Here is a 16998-nt window from a genome sequence, read left to right as displayed (position 1 = left end):
TAGCCTATCCCTAGCCGCTGAAGCTTGCGCGAGGGTGGCATCCACGGCGGACTGGCGTCAGAAACCAGATTGGATGCGAGAAAAGACGAGATTGGAAAAAAGCGATATTTGCGCGCCCACGAAGGGGGCGGCGACGCCAAGAACGAGCATGATCGTGACGATCTTGGGAACGAAGGTCAGCGTCATTTCCTGAACCTGGGTCAGGGCCTGAATGAAGGCAATGACGACGCCGACGATCATGGCGGCGAGAACCGCCGGACCTGCCGCAACGAGAACCGTCCAGACTGCCGCCTGCATGATATCAAGCGCATCGGCCTCGTTCATCGTCGCATCCTTGTTTCATAGAGGCGGCATCATGCCGCCTCGCTATCAGGAACCGGCCGACGTATTCGAATCGACCGTTGTCTCGTCAGATTTAGACGTGATTGGGCCGTTGGAGAAGACCACACCAGCCTGCAGAAGCACTTTATCACCGGCTTCCGTGACGGCAACGATACCGTCCGAGAAGACCTGAACTTCCTTCACCACGCCGGTGACCTTGTCGTCGGCGCTCATGACGGTCTTGCCAACCAGATCGGATGCGCGCGTCAAGGCTTCCGCCTGCAGCATGCTCTTCAGGTGGGTATTGGTCTTGATCGTCTGCTCGACCTGCGAGAAGCTTGCGAGCTGCGACATCTGCTGGCCCGCATCCATCGGGCTGGTCGGATCCTGGTTTTTCATCTGGGCGATGAGGAGCTTCAGGAAGCTGTCATAGTTCAGAGAGGCCGCGTTCTTGTCGCTGCTGCTCGCCCCGGCATTCGCCCAGGGGTTTGCCGCTGCGGCGTTGACTGCATCTACCGCCATGGTGCGATCTCCTTGCGAATCTGTTCGATCGTTGCCGGGGTCATTTCCTGATTGGTGAGGATTTTTTCCTCGATCGGATAAAGACTACGGATCGCCTTCAGCGCTTCGAAAGCCTTGCCTGACGCAACCAGCCCGTCGATCCGCTTCAGTTCCGCCAAAACCTCGTCATGCTGGAAGCAATTCAGCAGCATGCTGACCGACTTGCGGAACATGTTGGTCGACTGATCGCGCCCTTCCGGGTTGATGAGGATCATCTGCGCGATGAAATAGAGCTGTCGGAGCGGCGTCGTCGCCTGATCCGGCTGCAGAACGTGGTTTTCAAGCAGGAACGTGACATCATTCAGGAATTCAAGCGCGACCTTGCGATCTACACGCAGAACTGCGCCGTTGATGAAAATCTTTTCGCCCGATTTCAGCGAAATTCGAAGTGTACTTTTCATTTCAGTCCATCCCTGATGATGGTTGTCACGTCAATTATGCCCTGGAAATTCGTCGACTGACGTTTCCTTATCAGTTCGCACTCTTTCAAAATCCAGATTGCGATGGAGATCAGATTGGCTCTGAGTTCCATGGCCAGCTGGTTGTCGGGCTGCTTGAGATCCTCAATGAAGCGGATCCAGACCCGTCGAGTGTAAAAAAGTGCTTCGATCGTTGGCCGCTGCGAGGAGGAGTCCCTTGCCTCCACGAGAAGGTCGATCGATTTTGTCAACGCCTGCCGCTCGCGATCTTTCGCGTTGGCGACACCATCCTCCATGATTTCGGCGTAGGAAAACTGGTACATTCATGTATCCTTTATCTGCCGCCACCTCTGCTCATCAGAGGTAGTTTACCAGACTCATTTTTTGCAGACGCGACGTGAGGCTGTATGCGATTTCAATCTGCTGCTGCAGCAGGTCGAGACGGGTCTTCGCCTCGTAGGTATCGATCCCCTCGATATCCAAGAGATGCGTTTCGATGATCTTCTTCTGAGCCTCCAGCGAATCGTTGGCTTTCGAGACACGGCTTTCGGAAAGACCGAGCTGGCTTTGCTGCTGGTTCAGACCGTTGATGGCCGTGCCGATATTGGTGACAGACTTCATCGCCACCATTTCGCGGACGCCGCTGTCCACCTTTGGATCAAGGAAGGTCATTGACGTCATCGCGGTCAGTGCGAAATAGCGCATGCCCTGCGAATTGCTGTTGCTCGACGTCTCGACGATTTCGTTCTGGCTGATCCGGCTCGTCATGTTGGTGTCGCTCGCCTTCGAACCGAACGTCGTCCAGAAATCATAGTTCTGGCCGGCCGTCAGGCTGCTGTGCGGCGGGTTCGTAACCGTGGTCGTGCCGTTGAACACGCCTTCGATATGGGTCATGAAGGCTTCGACTTGCGTTTTGGACAGGCTGGCGAAATCGCCCACTGGCGGCGTCTGCGCTGCCATGAATGCGTTCAGCTCTGTCTCGTAGGCTGCCTTCAGCGGCGATCCATCCGCGAAATAATCATCGACGGGCTTCACATCCGTATTGATGCCGGAGAACAGATATTCGCCGTTAACAGCCGTATTGGCGAAGCTTGTGAAATTGTTGAACGCATTCGAGATGGTCTGGGCGACAGTCGTCAGCGTCGGTGCTTCACTGCCGGTATTGGGGACCAGCACCTTCTGAATTTCCTGCGCGGCTTTCGCCATGCCGTCCAGCGCCGTCTGCGAGGATGTAAGGCGCTGCGTTGCGATCGAATTGACGCTGATCAGCGAGGAAATGCGGTCGACATCACGGTTGAGATCGAGGCTGCGGGCCGTATTGGCGCCGAGCGTCAGGCCGAGATCGGCATGCTTGCCCGTCGTCAGCTCGGTATTGAGACCGGTCATCTCAAGCTGAGCCTTAAGAATGGTGCTGCGCATGCTGTTCTGCATCGCCAGCGATGAAATGAAGGACGTTTTCATCGTTTACCTCACCATGTCCATCAGCGACTTGAGCATTTCGTCGACTGTGGTCACAAGTTTCGTGGCGGCCTTGTAGGATTGCTCGATATCCATGAGCAGCGAGAGCTCCTCATCCAGGCTGACCGCCGTATTGTTCGAGTAGGACGTGGCCGAGCGCTCATAAAGCGCGCTTTTCGCTTCGTTTGCCGAAGTCGCACCGGAACGTTCCTGTTCGAGCCACCCCACCGAGTTGGTGCCGTATTTCAGAATGCTGGTATTCGTATCGATACGTGTCGACGCGGCAAAATTCATGGGCGCGTCAAAAGCAGTCACATAGCTGCGGATCAGGGCGGAGAAACCGGTTCCACCCGACGTTGCGGAGTTGATCACGTAATCGGTACCGTTGATACCGCCGTCACGCAACAATTCCGGATTGCCACCTTTGGAAATAATTAACGCCGGGTTGACGGTAATGCTGGCTGCGAGCCCAGGAGAGACAACCCCGTCTGGCGGAATGGTCGTTGCCGCGGGCGAGCCGTACGTGAAGAGGCCGGGCATGTTAGGCAGACCGCTCGCGGGGTCGGCCGGCTTTTCCGCAAACATGGTGATGAGACCGCGGGCTATTTCATCAAGCTGGCTCTGCATTGTCGGCGCCAGATCGTCACGGACCTGCATCAGACCCTGAAGCGAGCCTTCCGCCGTGGTGTTGGCGCCATTGCCCGCTTTCAGCGCGACGCCGTCGACATAAATGGCGTTGCCCGTGGTCGTCGCATCGTAACCCGGCTGGACCTTGAAAGTGACGCTGCGCGGTACGATTTCGAACAGCGTCGCACCGTCCGTCGTATAAAGCGCCACGTCATTGTTGGGACGGTTGACGACATTGATGCCGATGATGGAGGAAATGTCCTTCAGAAGCGTCTCGCGCTGGTCGAGCGCGTCGCTCGCATCGCCGCCGATCGCCGTCTGCGCCTTCACCTCATTATTGGCTTCCTCGAACTTCGCGAGCAGCCCGTTCAGCTTGTCGACCTGAAGGGACATTTCCTTGTCGGCGCGCAGGCGCATCGCCTGCACTTCGCTCGACGCCTTGTTCAGGGAACTGGCGACATCCGTCGCCGAGGTCACCGCCGTTGCGGCCAGAGCGGAATCGCTCGGCTTCGCCGCGTAGCCATCCAGGCTCTTCAGCAGTTCCTTCATGTAGTTGGCTGGCGAACTCTCATAACTGTTGCCGCCGAAAATGCTCTTCATTTCCTCCAGACCGCTGAGCACGGTGCTCTGGCCGGAAGCGAGAGAAGAGCTGGAAATCGTCTGCCTGAGAAGACTTTCATTCTGGGCACGGCCGTTGGAGACGATACTCGCTCCACCCATGGTCGTGCCGAGAATGGCGGTTCGCTTGACGTAGTTCGCATTGCCGACATTGGCAATGTTTTTCGAGGTAACGTCCGTCTGCTTACCTGTATTATTGAAAATCGACTGCGCAGTATTCATTGCTGACGTGAGCGACATTCATCTGTCCCCGTAGGAATTACTATCTCTTCAGATTGATCAGGACGTCCATCAAATCCGATCCAGTCTGGAAGACCTTCGAATTCGCTGTGTAGATACGCTGTGATTCAATCATGTCGGTGAGTTCGCTGGCGATATCGACGTTCGAGCCTTCCAGCGCACCCTTCTGGATGTAACCGAAGCTGCCCGATTGCGCGAAACCGATGGTGACGACACCGGACTCGTTGCTCGGCAGATAGACGTTGCCGTTCTGCGGGCTCAGATTGTCGACGCTCGGTACCGTTGCCAGCGCCAGCTGGTAGATGTTGCGGCGACCACCATCCTGATAGACCGCCGTCACCAGACCGTCCTTGCCGATTTCAACATCCTTGATCTGGCTCGGACCGTTGCCATTCAGAATAGCCGTTCCGGGGGTGAACTTGGACGAGAACTGCGTCATCTGCGAGAGGTCAATATCAATCGCCTGCGCGACGCCGCTATTGCTGTCATTGATCGTGAGCGATTTCGGTGAAGCAGTCGTGAGCTTGTTCGTAGCCGGATCGAAAGTCAGCGTGACCGTTTCCTTGACAAGCGTGTCTGGCGCCGTCGCAGTATAGGGGAAACCGCCATTTGTGGACTGATCCTGACGATAGACGGACACTTCCCACTGCGGATTGCCGGACGCGTCATTGTCGATGCGCGTGTAGTAGAAATCGTAAAGAACCTTGGCGCCGCCGCTGTCGAAGGCGGTCAACGATGTCTTCGCCCCAACCGTCGAGGTCGCAACGTTATCGCTTGGACGCGATCCGGCAGCAACAATGGCCTCATCGCGATTGAGGTTCGCCGGGAAGCTGCCCTGTGTCGAAGGCGATGCCGTCAAGCCGAAATCATTGATGTTGATAGCTTCCAGACCGGTAAAGCCGTTGACAACCGCAGCCGGCGGATTGGCGCCGTATGGGTAACCCATCAGCTTGAAGCCAGCCGCGTTCTCCAGAAAACCTTCCGCATTCTTCTGGAAGGAACCGGCGCGGGTAAGGTAAGGCGTGCCCGCACCATCCTGAACCACGAAGAAACCGTTGCCCTGAATGGCAAGGTCCGTGCTCGAGGTGGTGTAGGAGAGGTTGCCCTGCTCCGAAATGCTGTAGCGAACGTTAGACTGCACGCCGCCGGAAGCGTAGCTGCCCGACGAGGAGGGCAGAACGAGCGAGGAGAACGACGTCGAAGCGCGCTTGTAGCCGGTGGTGCTTGCGTTGGCGATGTTGTCGCCCACGGTGCCCAGCTTGTTCGCCTGCGCATTCATGCCGGACACACCGGTTCGCATAGTGCCGAAAATACTCATTCAAAAACCCTCGTGGTCATCTTTCAAGGAGAAGGTAAAGCGTTTGGCTTGCGTGAAGCTGTCTGAAATACCGCGTTTGAAAAAGACCACGCGGGTCAATGAAAATCATTGCCAATCAATGCTGTAGCCGAGGAACCGCTTGGAATCGACCGGATCGTAGCCGAGCTTCTTGCGCAGCTTCTTACGCAGCTTGCTGATGTGGCTTTCAACGACGTTTTCTTCGACGTCATCATCGAAGATGCCGTAGATGGCATTGAAAATCTGCGATTTGGAAACGCGACGTCCGCGATTGGCAATCAGATATTCAAGGATACGACGCTCGCGGCGCGGCAAGGCAAATACTTCGCCGCACACTTCGGGATCACGACCATCGGAGAAAACCCGGATCGGCCCAGCGTCAGTGAAGTTCGAGATAACCTGCAGCCGGCGACGGATGGCCGCCGCACGCGCAAGGATTTCACGGGGGTGAACCGGCTTGCGCACGACATCGTCGACGCCGCTGTCGAAAAGCGCGAGTGTCGCTTCCAGCGAGGGCTGGTCGCTGACCGCAATCACAGGCGCCGTCGTGCGATCCCTGATCGCCTTCGGCAAAGAGAAGCTCCGGTCGCCCTGGCCGATCAAAAAGGCCTCCACGGCCGCAAGATCGCTTTCCGCTGCCGTCGAGACCCATTCCCCGAATTCAACCGGATCAAACCCGGTCGAGGGGATGCCCTCACGCCCAAATAGAGATGTATAGCCGTCTTTAACGAGCTCGCGCTCATCAACCACTACGATCATTCGTCCGCCTCCGAATCAGTGTGGTGTTTTCCAATAAGGCATTGGTACGAATCGGGGGATTCACGGACAACTGTAGGAAATCATCGATAGTTATTAATAATTGATTAACCATTTTGTGCCGATTTGATCTACATATAGTGGGTGTTAACCATATATGGCACAAAATTTTTGTGTAAAAATTTTGAAAATCAAAAAAAACAGCTTGAAATGCCTTTTTTCAGGCTTTCTCTCGCCACATTTCAAATTGCGAGTCCTGAGCCCTATTAAAACAATCCAAGGTTGTTATCCGTCGCAGAAGTTCTTCGCGTTGGGTGTCCATTTCCCGTAACCCGTGGCAACCAGATTGGCGATAACGCGGCAGACATATTTCTTCTGCGCGGGGTCATTATTCGGGCCAGCGTGATAACGCGCCACCGCCATCGTCCAGGTTTCATGCCTGTTATGGAGATTGCGAAGGAACATGGCGGCATATTCAACATTGCGGCGCGGATCGAACATTTCCCGCGCGGATGTGAAATTTTCCCCATGGAAATAATGATTTATCTGCATGCATCCGAGGTCGATCAGCTTGGCGCCGTTGCGCTTCGCCGCCTCGAAAGTCATCAGCGCCTCCTCCGTGGAGGCGGCAAATACCGGTTTTCCTTCAATATTCATGGCATTGGGGTCAAGCCGCCCCTTGCGGCCCGTCTCGGTCAGGCCGACGGAATAGAGAATTCCTTCCGGCACGCCATATTTGCGGGCGGCCGACTGGATCTCTCTTTCACAGACGCCTGATGTTGCCGAAGCCGAGGCTTTTTCAGAGGTAGACGCCATTGTCAGCAGAAGAACGGCCAGAGCCGAGAGCGCCATCCATGCCTTCATTATGCACCCCCAAATTATCACCATTGCCCTGCCGGCCATCTCGTGCGCCGGACTCGTCACGGTTGCGCCCTGCTGCGGCCTGCTGGCCCTGCTGCTGCGCCTGCTGATTTTGCTGATTGTTACCCTGTGTGCCCGTTTGGTCACTCTTATCGGAAGAAGCGATGCTGATCGTGATGTTGTCGACCGTCAAACCCTGAGCCTTCAGCCCCTCAAGGATGCTTTTGCTGTCATCCTGAAGCTTTTTATAGGCCGCCACGCTCTCCACCGTCATGTGAACGGCGAGCTCATCACCCGCAAGGCGCAGCGACATCGTCACCGATCCGAGCTCGATCGGAGTCATGTGCAGCTTCAGCGTATGCACGACCTTGCCGGTGCTGCTCTGGGCCGCCGCGTTGGATAGCGACGAACCGGGCTGCATGGCGCTCACCCATTCCGGATCATTGACGATGAGACCGGTCAGAGCCGAAGAATTGGTCGAAGGCGCAAGGCCGATGAACCGCCGCGAATCGACGACGGTGACCGTATCGGCCACCTTGCCGCTGCTTTCACGAACGTCGAACTCGACGCGGCCTTCCCGCTGAACCGTACCCATATCAAGCGCGCGGGCCGTGCCCGAGCGGGAGGACGCGAAACGGAAGGCCGAGGCATCATCATTGCCGCTTTCCGAGCCGGTGTCGGCCTCGTTTGCGGCAAGTTCCATCTTCGTCGGCATGTCCTTCAGCGAAGGCTCAGCCTTGCCGTGCACGGGTTCGGCCCTGTCGGATTTCACCGAACCCGTCTTACCGGCAATCGCCTGCGCAATTTCTTCGAGCGGCGTCTTGGCCGTCGCAATATCGCCGGCGGCTATCATGACCGTCTTGATCTCCGCAAGCTTCGGATCGATCGCATCCGCCGCCGTCTCGGGATCCTTGTCCATCTCGTCCTTGAGCTTCTTACCGGTCTTGCCGTTGTCAGCCGACGTGCGCACCGTTTTCAGAGCGTTCTGAAACTCGGCAATTGTCTCACGGCTACGAGTTTCCCCGATATGCTCATGAGCGAGCGCATTCAGAAAAGTTGGGGGGCGTTTGACCGGAGCATCCATCTTTTCAGCCTCGCCATCTGGTTTTGCCTGCTCGTCCCTCGCCGAGCCCGCATCCCGCTGCTGATGGCGCGATTGCGGCGCGCGTTCTTCCCGTATCGTGGAAAGCGCATCGCCGAAACTGCCACCCCCGGCGTCGTCCCTTGCATTTGTGCTGCCGGCGCGGGCGTCGGAAGGTGGCGCGTTCACTATCGCGTTGATTGTTGCGTCGATCATGGTGCCCCCTCGCCTTTTTTCAACAGGCTGTCGATTTCATCGAGCTTGCTGCGGCCACTCGTCACGAGTTGCCGAACGTTATCGCCCGCATCGTCCGCCTTCCGGGTTTCAACCCGCCATATGCTTTTTGTTTCGGCAGCGACTGCTGCCTCTTTTGCGGGTGCGGTGCCCCCCGGTTCGTTCGTCGCAGCGGCCTCGGCATCGACGCTGGTATCCGCGGAAGGGGGACGCACCACCTGGTGGGCAATCGCCCTTGCCGCATCGCGCAGTGCCTTGTCCCGATCCGACAGTTGTTCTTCGGGAATTTGGCCGATCGTCTCGATCGCGCTCACCACATCGGGCGTGCCGATGTTGGAGAGACTTTCATAGAGATCGGCCTGCACTTCCGGTGCGCCCGGCAAGGCCGGAGAAAGCGCCTTCGCCTTCAGGGCCGCCATGCGCGCCAGCGAATCCTTGCCGCTGATTGCCGCGAGACGGGAAAGGCGCAGATAAGCTTCCTTCTGCCTCTCCACATCCATCATGGCGAAGGTGTCCTGTATCGCCTCCTCGCCAATGGAATCGGCACGTTTGACCACCAGCGAGACCAGAAGATCCGCGAACTGGCTGGCATAAGGCGAATGCAGGAATCGTCGGGCATAACGCTGGGCATAATTGACGCCACGCGCTGCATCGCCGTCCTCCACCGCAATGGCGAGTGATCGGCGCAATGCCGCTTCTTCAACGATCGTGCCCGGCGCTTCCAGCCGGGCGATGTCATAAAAGCCGAGTGCCGCCAGCGGGTCGCGCGGGATTGTCACATTGCCGCCGATCAGGGCGAGATACGCACCAATCCGCTTGCCGCGATATTCCGGCACCATGGCAGCGATGCCCTGCGCCACCAGCGTTCCCTTGCCCGACAAGTATTTGCGCAGGATATCGGCAACTCGGCTGTCGAAATTGCCGTCGACATCGCGTGCCACCAGCAATTCCAGCGTGGCCGGGTTGCCGCCGCTCATCGCATAGATCAACGCCGCATCGACATTGCGCGGGTCCTTGAAGATCGCCGAAGGCGCGCTCCTCAGCCGTTCATCGATGGTCTGAAGCAGGAACCGCTGCATTTCGGATGCCGAATGGTCGCCCATGGCGACCGAATCCTGCACGAATTGCAGGGAGCGCAGCATGGCATAGGGCATCAGATTGTCCTGCGACTGGGAAAACGCCTCGCTCGGCTCGGAACCGAGACCGCAAAGCGTCGCCGCAAGAAGAAGCCAGCGTTTCGAGGTTTTCGCCACACTCACCCCCGATCAGCCTCAAGCAGAATTTCGATGCGGCGGTTTGCGTCCGCCAGCGGGTCTGCCGGCACCTGCAATCGGCGGTCCGCGAAACCCGATACCTGCTTTACCCGCTCCTCTGAAAGCCCACCGCGCACCAGCATGTAATAGGCGCTGTGCGCGCGATCCATCGAAAGGCGCCAGTTGTCGTTGGCCTCGCCCTTGAACTGCCGGCCGTCGGTATGGCCGCGGATCACCACGCTGCCACCACGCTCCTGAAGCAGCTTGCCGATCTTTTCCATGGCCAAAACCATTTCGCGTCGCGGGACGGCCGAGCCAATATTGAACATCGGTGTTTCCGTCTGGTCGGAAATGGTCAGCAGCAGTCCGCCCTCGGCCGGCGTCACCACCAGTCCCTCGGAAAGCTTGCCGGTGATGCCGGCAATCTGCTTTTCGATTTCTTCACGCAGCGTATCGGCCTTTTCCCATTCGGCATCACTGGCTTTGCTTGCCTGATCCGGGTTGGGGCCTGGCTGGTCCGGTTTGGGCCTGGTGAGCGCGGCCTGCTCGGCGGCATCCGGGCGCTGCTGTGGCACCACTGCCGCGATTTCCGTCGGCTTGCCGTCTTCCGCCTTGTCGGAGGGCGTGCCGGCCTGCACAAGGGTAACCGCCTCGGTGCTCTTGTCCGCCTCCTTGGCTGCCACATCCTGCTGTTTGCTATTGGCAGGCTGCGCGGTTTCCACTGGAACCTGCTTCTGGTCGGCGCGGGTGATTTTCACCTGCTGGGTCCAGAAATCCGGATCGAAGGGATCGCGATAGGCTTCGCCGCCGCTTGCGCCGGTCGCGGGGCCGGAATCGGCCGCACCGCCTTCGCCCTTGGCGCTGACATTGGCCTGCTGCCCGACCTGCTGGGCGATTTCCGCCAGCACGGAATAGGGATTTTCGAAAAAGTCGGCCTCGGAGAAATTCGACTGTTCGCCGGTCTGCGACGTCAGATCCTCGCCGGTCGCCGCGGCAGAGCCCTTGGTCACCTTCTCCGCCTGGACGTTGGACTTGTCCTTCTTCTGGACGCCCTCTTCCTTGTCGACAGGCTTTTCCAGCCCCTTGGACGAGGGCTTCTCGTCGGACAGTTTTATGGGGTTGAAATAGCTCGCGACCGAGGCCTTGGTCTCCTCGTTTGCGGCATTGACCAGCCACATGACGAGGAAGAACGCCATCATCGCCGTCATGAAGTCAGCATAGGCGATCTTCCACGCACCGCCATGGGCGCCGTCGTGGTCGCCTTTGTGGCGCTTGACGATGATGATCTCGTTCTTGCCGTGGTGGTGATTTTCGCCTTCACTCATTTCATCACCTTGCGAAGACTGGATGCCCAGGCGGACATGCGCGTCACGAACACGCTTTCACCCAGCTCGATGGAAAGATCGATATCGGTGGTCTCGGTAAATTTCATCGTCTCTTCTTCAAAGCCCGGCTGGGTCTTCAACTGGTCGAACAGGTTCTTCGGACCCTTCACGACAAGCGTGACCGCCTCGCCATCCGGCATGGAGGCGCGCACCACATCCGCTAGCGCCGACACCGCCTTGAGCGACAGCTTTTCCGTCAGAAGCGGCGCGAGAATATTGGCGGTCTGTTCGCTGAGACTGGCGGCGATTGCATCGATACCTTCACGCAGACGGCGCGACAGAAAGCCGGCTGTCTCCTCAAGATAGACAGAACGGAGTTCCTCCAGCTCGGCCGCGTGCGCGGCGAGCAGCTCTTCCCGCTCGGCCTGCATCTTTTCGGTGACCTCTCGGGCCGCATCCTCGTAGCCACGGGCGTAAGCGGCCTGTTTCTCGCCTTCCGCGTCCAAGGGTGTCAGATCGTCGAAACCGGACGTGACGTCGGCAAAACCTGAGGCGAAATCGGTATCGGCATCTGCCAACTGCTCACCGAAGGCCGGTGACGCCGGTTGAGGCTCACCAAAATCCTTGAGAAATCGTGCAATGGACGCGCTCATGCCCGCCCCCGGCAAAACCGACCGAAGGGGCGAGACATGTTTCGTTGCCGGCGATCCGGAGCGTTTTCGCTTTTCCTCGAATCGAAAAAGTCTCGCCGCATTTCCAAACAGAAAATCGGGGTCCACTCTTTCTGGAAATGCTCTAAGCCGTTTGGCGGCACCACCGTCATCCTTGCTACCCTGCCCGTCTCTTCCATGATTCCCGACCGGATCGCGCCATGCGATCCACCCGATCTTGCCCCGACGTTAGGTGTTCAAACTTGTGCGAGGATGAAGGCGAGCCTGATCAAACAGCCTGCGCCATTCATCCGCGCGCGCCGCGCCGGTCGAAACCCGTTACTTGAAGAGCTGGAGGATATTTTGCGCGTTGGCATTGGCGATGGAGAGCGCCTGAATGCCGAGCTGCTGCTGCGTCTGCAGGGCTTTCAGCCTGGTCGATTCTTCATTCATGTCGGCATCGACGAGACGGCCGACACCCTTGTCGATCACATCCATCAAGCTCGAAACGAAGTTCTCCTGCATGCTGATGCGGCTTTGCAGCGAACCGAGGCTGGACGCCGTGCTGGTCATCGCCTCCAGTTGCTTATCCACGAAGGACATCATCGTATCGATGGCGTCAGAGTCGGTGTAGGTCGTGCTGCCGCCGGCAAAACCGCCCATGGCTGCAGCGACGAGATCCAAATTGCCGAGATCAAGGGTGGATACGGAAAAACCGAGAGAACGATTGGCAGAAGCCGTACCGGCGCTGACATCATAAAACCAGTCATTGCTGCCGGTGTCGCGATAGGCCGGAGAAACAGTCGTGCCGCCACTCGACGGGTTCGTCGTCGTGGCCTTGACCCAGACGTTTTCCGCAAGGCGAAGATAATTATCCGTGCCATTGCTGTAGAGATTGGGATCCGTATTCGTATCCGGCGTTGTGGCATTCAGCGCGCCGATCTGTGCGTCGCTCAACTTCTCAACGACGTAACCCACTTGCGACTCTTTACCGGCCGTCGTCGAGGTCTGCTTGACCTCTGTCTCCGTCTTGCTGACGAAAACAGCGTCCTTATCGAGAATCCCAAGCTTTCCGCCACTCAGGTCAAAAAGCACGGTGCTACCGTCGAGCGTATAATCGACGGTGGTGACGCCCACATTGCCGGCGCCCGTGCGGGTGAAGGATGCGACGACCTTTTTTGTGATCGATTCTGCAACCGGCGGCGTGCCGTTGTTGCTGATACTGGCCTGCAGCCAGTTCTCACCCGAGAAGGATGCTGATTCGGAGATGCTCTTCAGCTGCTCCTGAAGCTGCTTGATTTCATCCTGGATCTTGCCGCGGTCGGCACCCACGCCATAGGCGGCGACAAGCTTGGCCTTGATCTGCTTGACGACCTCGATCGTGCTTTCAAGCGCGTCATAGGCGGTGTCCACCTTGGCGGCACCGAGGCCCAATGCATCCTGCACGGCAGAAAGCGCATTGTTGTCGGAGCGCATCGTTGTTGCGATGGACCAGTAGGCCGCATTATCTGCGGCGGTTTCGACACGAAAGCCGGAAGAGACGCGCGCCTGTGTTGTCTCGAGGTTCTTGTCGATCATACGCAGGGTTTGCAGCGCGGCCATTGCCGCCGCATTGGTCAAAATGCTTGTCATGGGGTCCACCCAACTCAAAATTTCAGAGAAAATCCGGCGCGGTGCCGACAACGAGCAGGAGCATCATGCGCATCGGCAATGGCTTGAAGCAGCCACCGCGACCTGCTGTTCGTTAACAAATCGTTAACGCGATAGGTAACAAACAACGCGACTGATTTGCAAGGCGTTCCTGACTTTCACAGCCGGGTTTCGCATAAACCGGCAGGCTTCAGGCAAGCCCGGATCAAAAAGCGCCGGGAAAAAGCCGCAGCGCCCGTGATTTCAACGGGCGCGGCGGGCATGATGGAAATATGTGGCGGCTGATCCGGTTAAGCCGCTTCGCCCTGATGGGTGGCCACGAATCGGGCGGCCGCCAGGCTGCGGCGCAGAAACTCGGTATTTTCATCCGGGTTTTCGGAAGGATTCTGAAACGAGACGTGGTTGATCTCGATCGCCGCATGCCTGTCGGCGAGAATCAATCGCGCATAGACTGTTGCGCCCTTCGGCTTGAGCTCGAGATCGAGGACGATCTCCGGCACGCCTTCCCATTCGAGCTTATATTCCCCGCCGGCGCCGAAATTGATCGTCCCGGGATGATAATAAAGCTCCGCCGCCGATGAAACCAGATCGGCGATACTGCCATAGCACTCGAATCGCAGGAGCGAGATCAGGTCGGCCGGGTCTAACAGGCGTAATTCGGTGGCGATCGGGTTGATCGCCTCTGCGACGATCATTTCCCGCTGTTCGGAATAGGCGGATTTTTTCATTGGTCTTATTGAACCCGTATTTTCGATGACTTCATGGCGTAAACCCGATGAACGAGCTCAGCCACAGCCTTGTAAAAGACTGGTGGAATCACACTATCTACCGAGACTTGCGCAAACATGGAGCGTGCAAGCGGTGGGTCCTCAAAAACGGGGATATTGTTTTCTTCCGCAATCTCGCGGATTTTCAATGCGATAAGGTCCTGGCCCTTGGCAACGACGACAGGGGCGTCTCCCTCTTCGCGCACGTAACGTAGTGCTACCGCAAAGTGTGTCGGGTTGGCGATCACGAGCGTTGCACGCGGCACGTTGTTGATCATGCGGCGGCGGGCGCGATCGCGGGCAATCGACCGCTGGCGGGACTTGACCACCGGGTCGCCCTGCGACTGCTTGTATTCTTCCTTCACCTCATGCTTCGTCATTTTCAGCTGGCTGAACCAGTGATGGCGCGTCCACAAAACATCGACCGCGGCAAGGAGCGCCGTCGAAAGCAGGATCACGACCATCATTTTTTTGACGATCTCGACAACCCGGACAAAAATCACCTGCGGGTCGGAAAACATCAGATCGATGAGGCTGTAGAAGTCACCGCGAAGCGCAAAGAACATGATGGTCGAAACGATCATGATCTTGAACACCGATTTGGCGAATTCCACGAAACCCTGTTTGCTATAGATGCGCGTGAAGCCCTTCGCCGGTGACACGCGTGACCATTGCGGACGCACCCGCTCAAGCACTGGTGACGGCAGGTTCTGGAGAAAAGACGAGGCAAGGCCGAAGACAATGAACATGATCATGGCCGGCATGAGCAGGTAAGCGATGGACGTGCCGAGAAAATAGAGCAGCGACAGGGCATCCGGCCGGGTGCTGAGGTTCCATTGCTCGGGCTGGCCGAACAGATCTTTCAAGGTGACGCCGAGACGGCCCGCACCATCGGGCAAGAAAAAAACCAGGTAGCAGTAAAAGGCAAGCGACGACGCAAAGATCGGCACTTCGCGAGAAAACGGAAGATTGCCCTTTTCCGCCGCATCACGGAGCTTTTTCTCCGTTGGGGCTTCTGTTTTACTGTCCTTGTCCTGATCGTCTGCCAAGGCACGTTCCCGAAATAAGAAAGGCCCGCCGATCCCGGCAGGCCGTCATCCCGAAACTAGCGTTCGTGGCCGGCCATCGCAATGGCCGGTTCCGCCTTGGCGGCGGGTTATCAACCGGCTTCCGCTTAAGCGGCGGCCGGCTGTTCGTCCGCGGCGGCTTCCTTCAGCTGTATCTGGCCGGAATTGGCGAGCCGGATAGCCTCCTGCGCCACCGCGCGGCGAGCGATCGCCACTTCGCGGGTGTTGATCGAGGCCTGCGGCACCGCAAGGTCCGATTCGATCATGCGGCGCTGGCGCGGGCTGATGCTGGAGAGCACACATTCCTTGATTTCCACCGTGGCGCCACGCAGCGCCATGGTCAGAACATCCGCCGAGACGTCGTTGAGCAGCAGGACGCGGCTGCGCTGCGGCATGAACATGAGATCGTCGAAGAGGAAGATCTTCGGCTTGACCTTGTTGGCGGCTTCCTTGCTGAGGGTTTCGAGCGAGCTGAGCAACGTGTCGACCTGCGGCTTGTCCAGTTCGTTCATCAGATCGGCAACCTTCGTGGAACCGCCGGCATTGCGCTCGGCCTCGATTTCGTTGATGAGGTTGACCACACGTTTCTCGATGATCTGGGCAGCCGTCGGGCTGACTTCCTTCATATTGACGGTGCGGTTCATGATATCGGCGCGCTGCTCTTCCGGAATGGTCAGGAGAACCTTAGCGCCGAAGGAGGAAGGCAGCATCGAGAGGATATAGGCGATGGTCTGCGGATGTTCGCGCAGTAGGAACTTGCCGACGAATTCCGGCTCGGCTTCCTGCAGGCGGTCCCAGATCGACGCTTCATAGGCCTGGAAAGCCGCGCGACGGCCGAGAAGGCTGTCCACCTCTTCAGGGGTCAGGCCTTCTTCGAGAATGCTCTCGATTGCCTTGGCATTGTCCATCAGGCCCGTTCCCTCGGTGAACAGGTCTTCGAATTCGGCGACTATCTGGGCAAGTTCGTCAGGAGGAATGACACGCAGGGTCTGGGCCGAGGAAATGATCATCTGCAATTCGTGCTGCGTGAAAAATTTCAGCAGCTTGCCGGCGACGCCCTTGCCCATGGCAAGAAGCACCGCGGCCGCCTTGTCGGCCTGAGACAACGGCTTGCCCGCAAGGGGGTTACCGAAATCCTCGAAGTCCATCATGGTCTTTCCTCTCCGTCCCCACAGGGATCAGGCTTTCTTCGTACTCAGTACTTCAATCAATTTTACGCCGAAGCGCGTATCATCGTCTTCCAGAACCGTTATTTCACCGCGCGCAATACGGCGGCCATTCACCATGATCTCGACCGGCTCGCCGATCTTGCGATCAAGCGCGATCGTTGCGCCCTCTTCGAGGCTCATCAGCCCCGAAACGAGCATTCTGCTGGTGCCAAGCACGATCTGGACATCGATCGGGATGTCCATGATCATTTCCATGTTTTCGGACAATCCGCTGCCAAGCGGCGCCTTCATGCCCGTAACCTGCGGGGCAGCGGCAAAATCGTCCATCGCAAAATCGGCCGCTCCGCCACCAAAGGCGGAAAGGTCAGTGTCCGTCGAAGCCTCGTCCGTGCTGCCGAAATCGCCGAAGTCGCCAAAATCGGAGAGCGAGCCTTCCGCATCCGTCTTGAGGACGCCACGCAGATCGCCGATAGCCTGGTCGAGATCGCCGCCGTCTTCAAACGACGGCAACGCCGCATCATCGGTCACAGGTGTTTTCTTCGTAGCCATGCGCTGATTATTCCCTTTGAAACTTGCGTCAGCCTGCCCAGAACCCGAAAAGGCCA

Annotated in this window: 18 protein-coding genes; all 18 read right to left on the bottom strand. The window is 57.9% G+C overall.

Annotated elements, in window-relative coordinates; translation table 11 throughout:
- Positions 1 to 57: 57 nt before the first annotated feature.
- Entirely contained in the window at positions 58 to 324 is a 267-nt protein-coding gene (fliQ, locus tag ACFVTJ_RS05895; RefSeq protein ID WP_003503352.1) for a flagellar biosynthesis protein FliQ, read from the bottom strand.
- 45 nt (positions 325 to 369) lie between these two features.
- Positions 370 to 843: a flagellar hook assembly protein FlgD gene (gene flgD / locus ACFVTJ_RS05890; protein WP_386905482.1), complete on the bottom strand. Its 474-nt coding sequence runs from the start codon at positions 841 to 843 to the stop codon at positions 370 to 372.
- Positions 834 to 1283, bottom strand: a complete 450-nt coding sequence (gene flbT, locus ACFVTJ_RS05885; RefSeq protein ID WP_386905480.1) for a flagellar biosynthesis repressor FlbT — start codon at positions 1281 to 1283, stop codon at positions 834 to 836. The genes flgD and flbT overlap by 10 nt, the downstream gene beginning before the upstream one ends.
- Entirely contained in the window at positions 1280 to 1624 is a 345-nt protein-coding gene (flaF, locus tag ACFVTJ_RS05880) for a flagellar biosynthesis regulator FlaF (protein WP_003503365.1), read from the bottom strand. Before flaF ends, flbT begins: the two co-directional genes overlap by 4 nt.
- 34 nt (positions 1625 to 1658) lie before the next feature.
- Complete coding sequence (locus tag ACFVTJ_RS05875; protein WP_386905477.1) at positions 1659 to 2762, bottom strand: flagellar hook-associated family protein; 1104 nt, start codon at positions 2760 to 2762, stop codon at positions 1659 to 1661.
- A gap of 3 nt (positions 2763 to 2765) precedes the next feature.
- Positions 2766 to 4244, bottom strand: coding sequence for a flagellar hook-associated protein FlgK (gene flgK, locus ACFVTJ_RS05870; protein ID WP_386905476.1), 1479 nt, complete (start codon positions 4242 to 4244; stop codon positions 2766 to 2768).
- 22 nt (positions 4245 to 4266) lie between these two features.
- Positions 4267 to 5562 (bottom strand): flagellar hook protein FlgE, encoded by a 1296-nt coding sequence (locus ACFVTJ_RS05865; RefSeq protein WP_386905474.1) that lies wholly within the window; start codon positions 5560 to 5562, stop codon positions 4267 to 4269.
- 105 nt (positions 5563 to 5667) lie between these two features.
- Positions 5668 to 6339 (bottom strand): transcriptional activator Rem, encoded by a 672-nt coding sequence (rem, locus tag ACFVTJ_RS05860; RefSeq protein ID WP_080826101.1) that lies wholly within the window; start codon positions 6337 to 6339, stop codon positions 5668 to 5670.
- Positions 6340 to 6621: 282 nt separating this feature from the next.
- Positions 6622 to 7188, bottom strand: a complete 567-nt coding sequence (locus tag ACFVTJ_RS05855) for a lytic transglycosylase domain-containing protein (protein ID WP_386906865.1) — start codon at positions 7186 to 7188, stop codon at positions 6622 to 6624.
- Positions 7136 to 8494: a flagellar hook-length control protein FliK gene (locus tag ACFVTJ_RS05850; RefSeq protein WP_386905471.1), complete on the bottom strand. Its 1359-nt coding sequence runs from the start codon at positions 8492 to 8494 to the stop codon at positions 7136 to 7138. Before ACFVTJ_RS05850 ends, ACFVTJ_RS05855 begins: the two co-directional genes overlap by 53 nt.
- On the bottom strand, positions 8491 to 9771 hold the full coding sequence (gene motC, locus ACFVTJ_RS05845; protein ID WP_386905469.1) for a chemotaxis protein MotC: 1281 nt from the start codon (positions 9769 to 9771) through the stop codon (positions 8491 to 8493). Before motC ends, ACFVTJ_RS05850 begins: the two co-directional genes overlap by 4 nt.
- On the bottom strand, positions 9768 to 11090 hold the full coding sequence (locus tag ACFVTJ_RS05840) for a MotB family protein (protein WP_386905467.1): 1323 nt from the start codon (positions 11088 to 11090) through the stop codon (positions 9768 to 9770). Before ACFVTJ_RS05840 ends, motC begins: the two co-directional genes overlap by 4 nt.
- Entirely contained in the window at positions 11087 to 11743 is a 657-nt protein-coding gene (locus tag ACFVTJ_RS05835) for a hypothetical protein (RefSeq protein WP_386905465.1), read from the bottom strand. The genes ACFVTJ_RS05840 and ACFVTJ_RS05835 overlap by 4 nt, the downstream gene beginning before the upstream one ends.
- A gap of 336 nt (positions 11744 to 12079) precedes the next feature.
- On the bottom strand, positions 12080 to 13372 hold the full coding sequence (locus ACFVTJ_RS05830; protein WP_386905463.1) for a flagellin: 1293 nt from the start codon (positions 13370 to 13372) through the stop codon (positions 12080 to 12082).
- A gap of 308 nt (positions 13373 to 13680) precedes the next feature.
- Positions 13681 to 14118, bottom strand: a complete 438-nt coding sequence (locus tag ACFVTJ_RS05825; protein ID WP_386905461.1) for a hypothetical protein — start codon at positions 14116 to 14118, stop codon at positions 13681 to 13683.
- Positions 14119 to 14123: 5 nt separating this feature from the next.
- The gene (gene flhB / locus ACFVTJ_RS05820; RefSeq protein ID WP_386905459.1) at positions 14124 to 15206 is read right to left on the bottom strand and encodes a flagellar biosynthesis protein FlhB; all 1083 of its coding nucleotides are present in this window, start codon (positions 15204 to 15206) and stop codon (positions 14124 to 14126) included.
- Between the two features lie 125 nt (positions 15207 to 15331).
- Entirely contained in the window at positions 15332 to 16375 is a 1044-nt protein-coding gene (gene fliG, locus ACFVTJ_RS05815) for a flagellar motor switch protein FliG (RefSeq protein WP_386905457.1), read from the bottom strand.
- 27 nt (positions 16376 to 16402) lie between these two features.
- Positions 16403 to 16942, bottom strand: a complete 540-nt coding sequence (gene fliN, locus ACFVTJ_RS05810; protein ID WP_386905455.1) for a flagellar motor switch protein FliN — start codon at positions 16940 to 16942, stop codon at positions 16403 to 16405.
- Positions 16943 to 16998: the final 56 nt, after the last annotated feature.

The sequence above is a fragment of the Agrobacterium sp. NPDC058088 genome (assembly GCF_042885035.1).
Classification (GTDB): Bacteria; Pseudomonadota; Alphaproteobacteria; order Rhizobiales; family Rhizobiaceae; genus Agrobacterium.
This window is presented reverse-complemented; position numbering and strand designations above follow the sequence as displayed.